This window comes from Ornithinibacillus salinisoli, from assembly GCF_042684965.1.
Lineage (GTDB): Bacteria > Bacillota > Bacilli > Bacillales > Amphibacillaceae > Ornithinibacillus > Ornithinibacillus salinisoli.
Genome location: NZ_JBHUMI010000042.1, coordinates 20,185 through 27,316 on the forward strand (window position 1 = coordinate 20,185; position 7,132 = coordinate 27,316).

Below are 7,132 nucleotides of genomic sequence, written 5' to 3' on the forward strand. Positions count from 1 at the left end.
GTACTTAAAGTAAACTGGTCCTTAAGTTAAACAAAACAATGTAAAATAGAACGCTTAAATAACTTAATATCCAAGCGTTCTATTTTACCATTTGTAATGTTATTTACTCTGTAAATTGGTGCGATAATTCTGTTGTTATTTTGTCTTCTAAATACGTTTTTGTACTTCAAAATCGAACTACTTAAAGAAAAATCATGTGGTTTCTTATTTAAATAAATAATCATTTTTAATCGTATTTTCGACTGCAACACGATACACTAGTCCAAATCCAATCATTGTGGATAAAACTGAACTACCACCGTAACTAATTAACAATAATGGAATTCCCGTAATAGGCATAATACCAATCGTCATCCCAATATTTTGAAACGCATGGATTAACAACAAGCTCATAAACCCAAAACAGATATATGAACCAAAGGAACTATTTTTATAGCTATTAAGTCCAAGCGTAACTAGTCGGTAGAGCATGAGGAAATATAATAAAATGACAGAAGCACTTCCAATAAACCCAAAACTCTCACCTATTATGGAAAAAATAAAATCTGTATGTGCATCCGGCAAATTGACTACTTGTAAGCCGTTCATCCCTTTCCCAAATAATTGTCCAGATCCAATCGCAAGCATCGAAAGATCAAACTGCCACGTATCATTTGTCGATTGCTGTGTCGAATCAAACCATGTTAGTATTCGATTGATTTGGTATGGCTCAATGCCTATTAAATCCTGGGATAACTCAGGAAATCTAAGAATTAATGCCAATGCACTGGCTGCAACAGCAGTAACGATTGCAATTAAACTAGCAATAATTTTCCAATCAATACCTGATAGAAGCACCAGCATTCCTGCTATAAAAACATAAACCATTGAAGTACCAAAGTCTGGCTGCAATAAAATAAAGAAAACTGGTATCACCGTGATCAATCCTATTTTAATTAATAATAGGATATCCGACTTTATGGTCGCCATCTCATATTTTGATTTATGCTGACTAATTGCAGCTGCCAAAAATAGAATAGTGGTTATTTTAGTAAATTCCGCTGGCTGTAAAGACAACCCAGGAAAAGTAAACCAACTCTTTGTCCCTCTTACTTCAGCTGCAATACTTTCCGGACTAATTAATAACACAATTAGAACTAATACACCAATACTATAAATGAAAATACTAGCCTTATATAGTTGATCTAATTCAAAGTATTGGATGGTAGCTAGAATACATATGCCCACAGAAAACCAAATGATTTGTTTAAAGACGTAATTTTCACCCGCATTTTGTGGCATTTGCTCTGCATTATAAATTGCAAGCAGGCTAACACAAATAAATAATATTAATAAGATGATGAGATCATTCTGAAAAAAATATGACTGTTTCTTTGACATGTAGCAGCACCAAATTTCCCTTTATAATAACGTAAACCTTCAACTATTAAGGTCCCTTCCCCATTGGTTAATCGTTAAACCGATCCAATCCAACTTACTAGTATTATCACCGACATCAGTGTATCTCTTTCATGGAACTCCATTCGGGTTTTTACTTCAATTTAAATCCCATTCTTCCAAATCCACAAACATATCCACAAGGAAAAACGGAATTTAACTCATTATCAACAAAGTTATACACATTATCCACAGATAAAAATGAAGTTATCTACATTTTTTATCAACAAGTTAATTCTCTATATATTAAGTTTCCACAGAAATTGTACACAACCATGTGGATAAGTATTATTGTAAGGCTATTTTAATAACATTGACGGGTTTGCATTTAAGTCATAGCCTGATCGTTTTCCGTGTTCGTATGCAATAGTTCCAGCTGCAGCAATCATCGCGGCGTTATCTGTACACAACCGTAATGGTGGAATTAATAATGGTATATTGGTTTCAGCAAATTTTTGCGCTAATACCGATCGTAGACCCTGATTAGCAGCAACTCCTCCTGCAACAATAACTTGATTTACGTTGTGATCTTTGGCTGCTTTTAACGTCTTAGTTGTAAGTACATCAATAACACTTGCTTGGAAACTAGCTGCAATATCCTCGTTTCTCAATCTTTCTCCTCGTTGTTTTGCGTTGTGGATAGTATTAATTACCGCTGATTTTAAACCACTGAAGCTAAAATCATAACTGTCCTCTTCCAACCACGCACGTGGAAAATCTATATTTTCTTCACCTTCTAATGCTAATCGATCAATATGTGGCCCACCTGGATAAGGAAGTTCGAGCATTCTAGCTACTTTATCATATGCTTCTCCTGCAGCATCATCCCTTGTTTCCCCAATTACTTCATATGTGCCATGATCTTTCATTAATACGAGTTCAGTGTGTCCTCCAGACACAATTAGAGCTAGTAATGGAAATTGGAACTCCTGCTCCAAGCGATTCGCATAAATGTGTCCAGCAATATGATGTACACCTACAAGAGGCTTTTGTTTGGCAAAAGCTAAGGCTTTCGCTGCGTTTACTCCTATTAGTAGTGCACCAACAAGTCCCGGTCCTTCAGTTACCGCTATTGCATCAATCTCTTCCCAATTTAATTTAGATTCCTGTATGGCATCCTCTAAAACAATTGTCATCTGTTCTACATGGTGCCGGGAAGCTATTTCAGGAACCACACCACCAAAACGCTTGTGACTTTCAATCTGTGAGGCAACTAGATTTGAGATAATCTCTGTGCCATTCTTTACAATAGCAACAGCTGTTTCATCACAGCTTGTTTCGATCCCTAATATATATGTATCTTTTTTCATGATAAATTCACCCACATTACTATTGCATCCTCATTATTGTCTCTATAATAATTTTTACGAATACCTCCAGGCACTAATCCGAACTTACGATACAAGTGTTGTGCTACGGTGTTGGATGCACGCACTTCTAAAGATAATCGGTTTGCCCCCATCCGTAGGACTTGCTGAATCGTAAACCGGAAGAGTTTCTCTCCGAATTTATTTCCTCGCAGCTCCGGTAAGATTGCTATGTTTGTAATTTGTGCATCGTCTAGTATAGCCCACAAACCTACATAACCAATTACCTTCTTTTCTATTAACATAACAAAATAATGAGCATGTTTATTTTCAACTAATTCTTGATTAAAAATTTCTTCCGTCCATGGAGAGGAAAAAGATTTCTTCTCCACTTCCATCACATCATTTATATCCGATATTTCCATTTTCCTTATCATTAATTCAGCCATTCGTTTTATTTCCCTCTTGATTCTTTAACCAATTTGCTTCAGCCTCTGCCAAACGTAAATAATTGGGTGCTATAGAATGTGTATGTTCCGCACCATGATAGCTTCCTGCCAGTGCTAAATGAGATGGTTTTGCTATATGATAGGTATCCTCTGGAATTATAGCCAAATCACCAAGCTTCTCCCTTATCAGTTCCCTATGCTTTTCAATATCTGGGCTAAGAAAAAGGATTTTTTTATTACTTTCAGAAAGTCTAGTTAGCCATTCCTCCATTAAGATGTTTGTTTCTTCTACAATTAATGCTAATTTGCCATCTATCCACTCGTATAATCCAGTAAACACCAAACCTCTACGTGCGTCAAAAAAAGGACACACAAGTGAATCAAAAAAACGACCTTGGTATGCTAATACTTCAAGACTTGAAACACCTACTATAGGAATGTTTAAAGACCAAGCAAGGGTTTTAGCCGTTGTTAAACCGATCCGAACCCCAGTGTAGGAACCTGGCCCTTTAGCAACAACTATTTTCTCTAATTGAGTAGGTTCAATATTAACCTCTTTCATTAAGTTATCAATAGCCGGCATCAGTCTAACAGAATGGTTCTTAGTTATATTTGTCACAACTTCACCAATGACTTGATTTTCCCTTAAAATAGCAACACCCAATACTTGATTGGATGTGTCAATCGCAAGTATGCTCATGATTTAACCCCTTCTAATCGTATACTACCCAAGTAACTCTGTTAGTATTTCCTCGTAATGCTTCCCTTTTGGCTCAAATTCAATTAGTCTAGAATGTTTATCTACATACGTAATCGTAATGTTTAAAATATCCTCAGGTAAAAACTCTTCTATAAACTGTGCCCATTCGACTACTGTAAGCCCATCTCCACTGAAATACTCCTCAAATCCTATATCCTCTTCTGAATTCTCTAATCGATATACATCCATATGATATAAAGGCATGTTACCTTCGTATTCCTTAACAATTGTAAATGTTGGACTATTAACCGTTCGTTTAACTCCTAGTCCAGTCGCAAGCCCTTTCGTAAAAGTTGTTTTACCAGCACCCAGATCACCCTCGAGAGTAATTACATCTCCTGGATTTACTAATGTAGCAAGTTTTTCAGCAACTTTTAAAGTCTCTTCTTCTGTATTTGTCTGTAGTTGTTGCTTACTCATAATTTCACCTTCTTAAATGGTTAAACCCTTTTTTGTCTAGACGTTCTATTGTACCATTCCTTCTATGTAGAAACACTCGATCCTTTACGTTAGATGCTGCCGTAACATAACCTATTTGAGATAATCTAATGTTCGTTGAGATTGCAGCTTGCTGCACTATGGACCATTCATTTTTTGGTATCGTTCCTACTAATTCAAAATCTTCTCCCCCAAAGTATTTCCATTTGTGCTGTAGATTTGGAGGAAACTGCGTAAATAATTTACTAACTGGTATCTGTTCCTCATATAAATGTATATGAACATCTGAATCTTCTGCAATTTCCGTTGCTTCACTAGCAATTCCATCACTAATATCATTCAAGCTTAGTCGTGTACAATCCTTTAAAGCTTTTACAAACTCTATTCTAGCAGTAGGCATACGGTGTCTTTTTATAAAATAAGCTTCATTCTTATAATTCCCAGGATTATTCAGAATATGGAAACCAGCTTGCGAATCACCAAGTGTACCTGTAACGAACACGATATCCCCATCTTGAGCGCTATTTCGATATCGAGCTCCTCCACTACCAACATAGCCTATTACCGTTACTGATACCGTCAATTCACTACTAGATACCGTATCTCCACCAATTAAATCCATTTTATATTTCTTTCCTAAGACTTTCATCCCTTGATATATTTGGTCTAATTCTAAAGATGACCAATTATCTGGAATGGCAATTGCTACAAGGTAGAATGCAGGAGTTGCTCCCATAGCAGCTAAATCACTTAGGTTTGCAGCTAGTGCTCTATACCCGATGTGATATGCTTCCATTGTTTGGCGAGAAAAATGAACACCTTCTACAAACATATCTTTGGCAATTACTATGTCTTGTGAAGATTGACGAAATACCGCTGCATCATCACCGATACCTTTAACTACTGAAGACTGTTGATATGTATGTTGTTTTATTGAATTTATAAATGAAAATTCATCCATTATGCTCACCTAGTCCTGTAAAGTACTACATTAATAATAGCAAAAAGGATAGGAAAAGAAAAAAATTAGTTGTGATTTATAATTTTTCACTGCAATTTTTATATATAAATGGCTCTGTTAAAGTTAGTTGTGGATAATCGGCTCAACTATCGTAGACGGTATGATACAATTAGATTAGCTAAATTTGTGATTTAGTATAATATCTAATTCTACTAACGAAGCAAGTTAGGTTTAACAAACTCAATAGAGAAAATTGCAGGGGGGATTACTTGTATTCACTAAAATTTTGGGTTTTTTGGGTTATAGGTGTAATATTAGCTGGTTTCTTACTAAGTTTGTTTCAAAACGGCGAAGTAGATTGGGGACATATTGTTACTATGAGTATAGCTGGTCTTATAGGTGTACTTATCGCTTCGGGAATAAAGAAGGTTCTAAAAAAGGAAGATGATTAAGGCTTTACTATAAAAAATGAAAATATAGCTATTGTAGTAACAAACGCTTTAGTTGAAGAAGATTATACTACGATATAGAACTTCAAGATAATTGGAAGTTCTATTTTTTATTATATCAACATTAAACTTTTACAATGCCAAATTATGAACAAAAGCGTAAGCGCCCGTTTAGCGACGTAGGAATTGCGCCAACACAACGCTAGTGGTTCAATGTTGCCATGCAAAGTGGCGATTTTATTCGAACAATCCCCGTAGGAGATAAAGGAAACATGCTCCTTCATAGGGGGATGCCGACGTTGGGCGCAAAGCCCGGTTTTAGTTGACCTTCCTTTAATCTTACAGTTTAAGGATGTTCGACTATGTCGAACTGTTATCGTACGAAGGTGAGGAAAGTTGCGCTAGTCGCTGGTCGATGAAAACGCCACCTCCTTGAAAAAAATCACTTTTCTGCGTGCGATGTTACTCTCAGAAGATTTCCTTATCCTTTGGCGTCATCGACACGGACGTCCTGTTCGTCAGAGCTGGACGTGGCTGTTCCTGCCAAGAAGTATCCACATATATTAATGTTTATATTTTCCTAGATCATAAAAAAACATGACCTCTTATGAAATCATGTGTGTGTTTATGTATTAATGTTTATTTTATAGTGGCGGTCCGGACGGGACTCGAACCCGCGACCTCCTGCGTGACAGGCAGGCATTCTAACCAACTGAACTACCGGACCAACTTATATTAATTGGATTAAATTGGTTGCACTTTACAGCACTACTGATTTCCAATTAACAATGAAATAATTCGACGATGTTAATTGGATTAAATTGGTTGCGGGGGCAGGATTTGAACCTACGACCTTTGGGTTATGAGCCCAACGAGCTACCAGACTGCTCCACCCCGCGATATAAGAAAAATGTTGATTTTATTCATACTCTTTTAAGAAGATATGAATAAATCTGTCTGGCGGCGTCCTACTCTCACAGGGGCAATGCCCCAACTACCATCGGCGCTGAAAAGCTTAACTTCTGTGTTCGGTATGGGAACAGGTGTGACCTTCTCGCTATCGCTACCAGACATACACGACGTATGTCGTACTATTATTCATAAGATCTGAACGGTTTTAACCGAATTTCCTTGAATGATTTTCAACAGACAAGATATATTATATGCATTTCTGCGTTAAAATGCAAGGGTTTTTCGAAAAAAATTATACCCTAAAAACTAAATAAGAGTAGTGACAACGAATCATAAAATGTGTTAGTTAAGTCCTCGATCTATTAGTATCCGTCAGCTCCACGTGTCACCACGCTTCCACCTCGGACCTATCAACCTCA

7 protein-coding genes, 2 tRNA genes and 1 rRNA gene are annotated in these 7,132 nt (G+C 36.6%); 1 reads left to right on the top strand and 9 read right to left on the bottom strand.

The window, feature by feature from the left end; all coding sequences use genetic code 11:
- Positions 1-204: 204 nt before the first annotated feature.
- From ACFSTA_RS19175 to thiL, 6 genes are all read right to left on the bottom strand, one after another.
- Positions 205-1,380, bottom strand: a complete 1,176-nt coding sequence (locus ACFSTA_RS19175; RefSeq protein WP_377558448.1) for an FtsW/RodA/SpoVE family cell cycle protein — start codon at positions 1,378-1,380, stop codon at positions 205-207.
- Between the two features lie 356 nt (positions 1,381-1,736).
- Complete coding sequence (gene tsaD, locus ACFSTA_RS19180) at positions 1,737-2,747, bottom strand: tRNA (adenosine(37)-N6)-threonylcarbamoyltransferase complex transferase subunit TsaD (protein ID WP_377558449.1); 1,011 nt, start codon at positions 2,745-2,747, stop codon at positions 1,737-1,739.
- Entirely contained in the window at positions 2,744-3,193 is a 450-nt protein-coding gene (gene rimI, locus ACFSTA_RS19185; RefSeq protein WP_377558450.1) for a ribosomal protein S18-alanine N-acetyltransferase, read from the bottom strand. The genes tsaD and rimI overlap by 4 nt, the downstream gene beginning before the upstream one ends.
- Positions 3,186-3,893 carry a tRNA (adenosine(37)-N6)-threonylcarbamoyltransferase complex dimerization subunit type 1 TsaB gene (gene tsaB / locus ACFSTA_RS19190; protein ID WP_377558451.1) on the bottom strand — a complete coding sequence of 236 codons (708 nt, stop codon included), beginning with the start codon at positions 3,891-3,893 and terminating at the stop codon, positions 3,186-3,188. The genes rimI and tsaB overlap by 8 nt, the downstream gene beginning before the upstream one ends.
- A 24-nt stretch (positions 3,894-3,917) precedes the next feature.
- A complete protein-coding gene (tsaE, locus tag ACFSTA_RS19195) occupies positions 3,918-4,373 on the bottom strand; it encodes a tRNA (adenosine(37)-N6)-threonylcarbamoyltransferase complex ATPase subunit type 1 TsaE (RefSeq protein WP_377558452.1) in 456 nt (151 codons plus the stop codon).
- Positions 4,374-4,377: 4 nt separating this feature from the next.
- Positions 4,378-5,352: a thiamine-phosphate kinase gene (gene thiL / locus ACFSTA_RS19200; protein WP_377558453.1), complete on the bottom strand. Its 975-nt coding sequence runs from the start codon at positions 5,350-5,352 to the stop codon at positions 4,378-4,380.
- Positions 5,353-5,621: 269 nt separating this feature from the next.
- On the opposite strand from thiL, the gene ACFSTA_RS19205 reads away from it, so the two are divergent.
- Positions 5,622-5,804, top strand: a complete 183-nt coding sequence (locus ACFSTA_RS19205) for a hypothetical protein (RefSeq protein ID WP_377558454.1) — start codon at positions 5,622-5,624, stop codon at positions 5,802-5,804.
- Positions 5,805-6,451: 647 nt separating this feature from the next.
- On the opposite strand, the gene ACFSTA_RS19210 is transcribed toward ACFSTA_RS19205, so the two are convergent.
- The 3 genes from ACFSTA_RS19210 to rrf form a co-directional block, all read right to left on the bottom strand.
- Positions 6,452-6,528: transfer RNA gene (locus tag ACFSTA_RS19210), tRNA-Asp, on the bottom strand.
- Positions 6,529-6,623: 95 nt separating this feature from the next.
- Positions 6,624-6,700: transfer RNA gene (locus ACFSTA_RS19215), tRNA-Met, on the bottom strand.
- 56 nt (positions 6,701-6,756) lie between these two features.
- A 5S ribosomal RNA gene (gene rrf, locus ACFSTA_RS19220) occupies positions 6,757-6,872 on the bottom strand.
- Positions 6,873-7,132: the final 260 nt, after the last annotated feature.

Bases quoted from the DNA above. Each gene is read 5' to 3' on its own strand.
- rimI (WP_377558450.1), bottom strand. From the start codon at position 3,193: ATGGCTGAATTAATGATAAGGAAAATGGAAATATCGGATATAAATGAT.
- thiL (WP_377558453.1), bottom strand. From the start codon at position 5,352: ATGGATGAATTTTCATTTATAAATTCAATAAAACAACATACATATCAA.
- tsaD (WP_377558449.1), bottom strand. From the start codon at position 2,747: ATGAAAAAAGATACATATATATTAGGGATCGAAACAAGCTGTGATGAA.
- ACFSTA_RS19175 (WP_377558448.1), bottom strand. From the start codon at position 1,380: ATGTCAAAGAAACAGTCATATTTTTTTCAGAATGATCTCATCATCTTA.
- tsaE (WP_377558452.1), bottom strand. From the start codon at position 4,373: ATGAGTAAGCAACAACTACAGACAAATACAGAAGAAGAGACTTTAAAA.
- tsaB (WP_377558451.1), bottom strand. From the start codon at position 3,893: ATGAGCATACTTGCGATTGACACATCCAATCAAGTATTGGGTGTTGCT.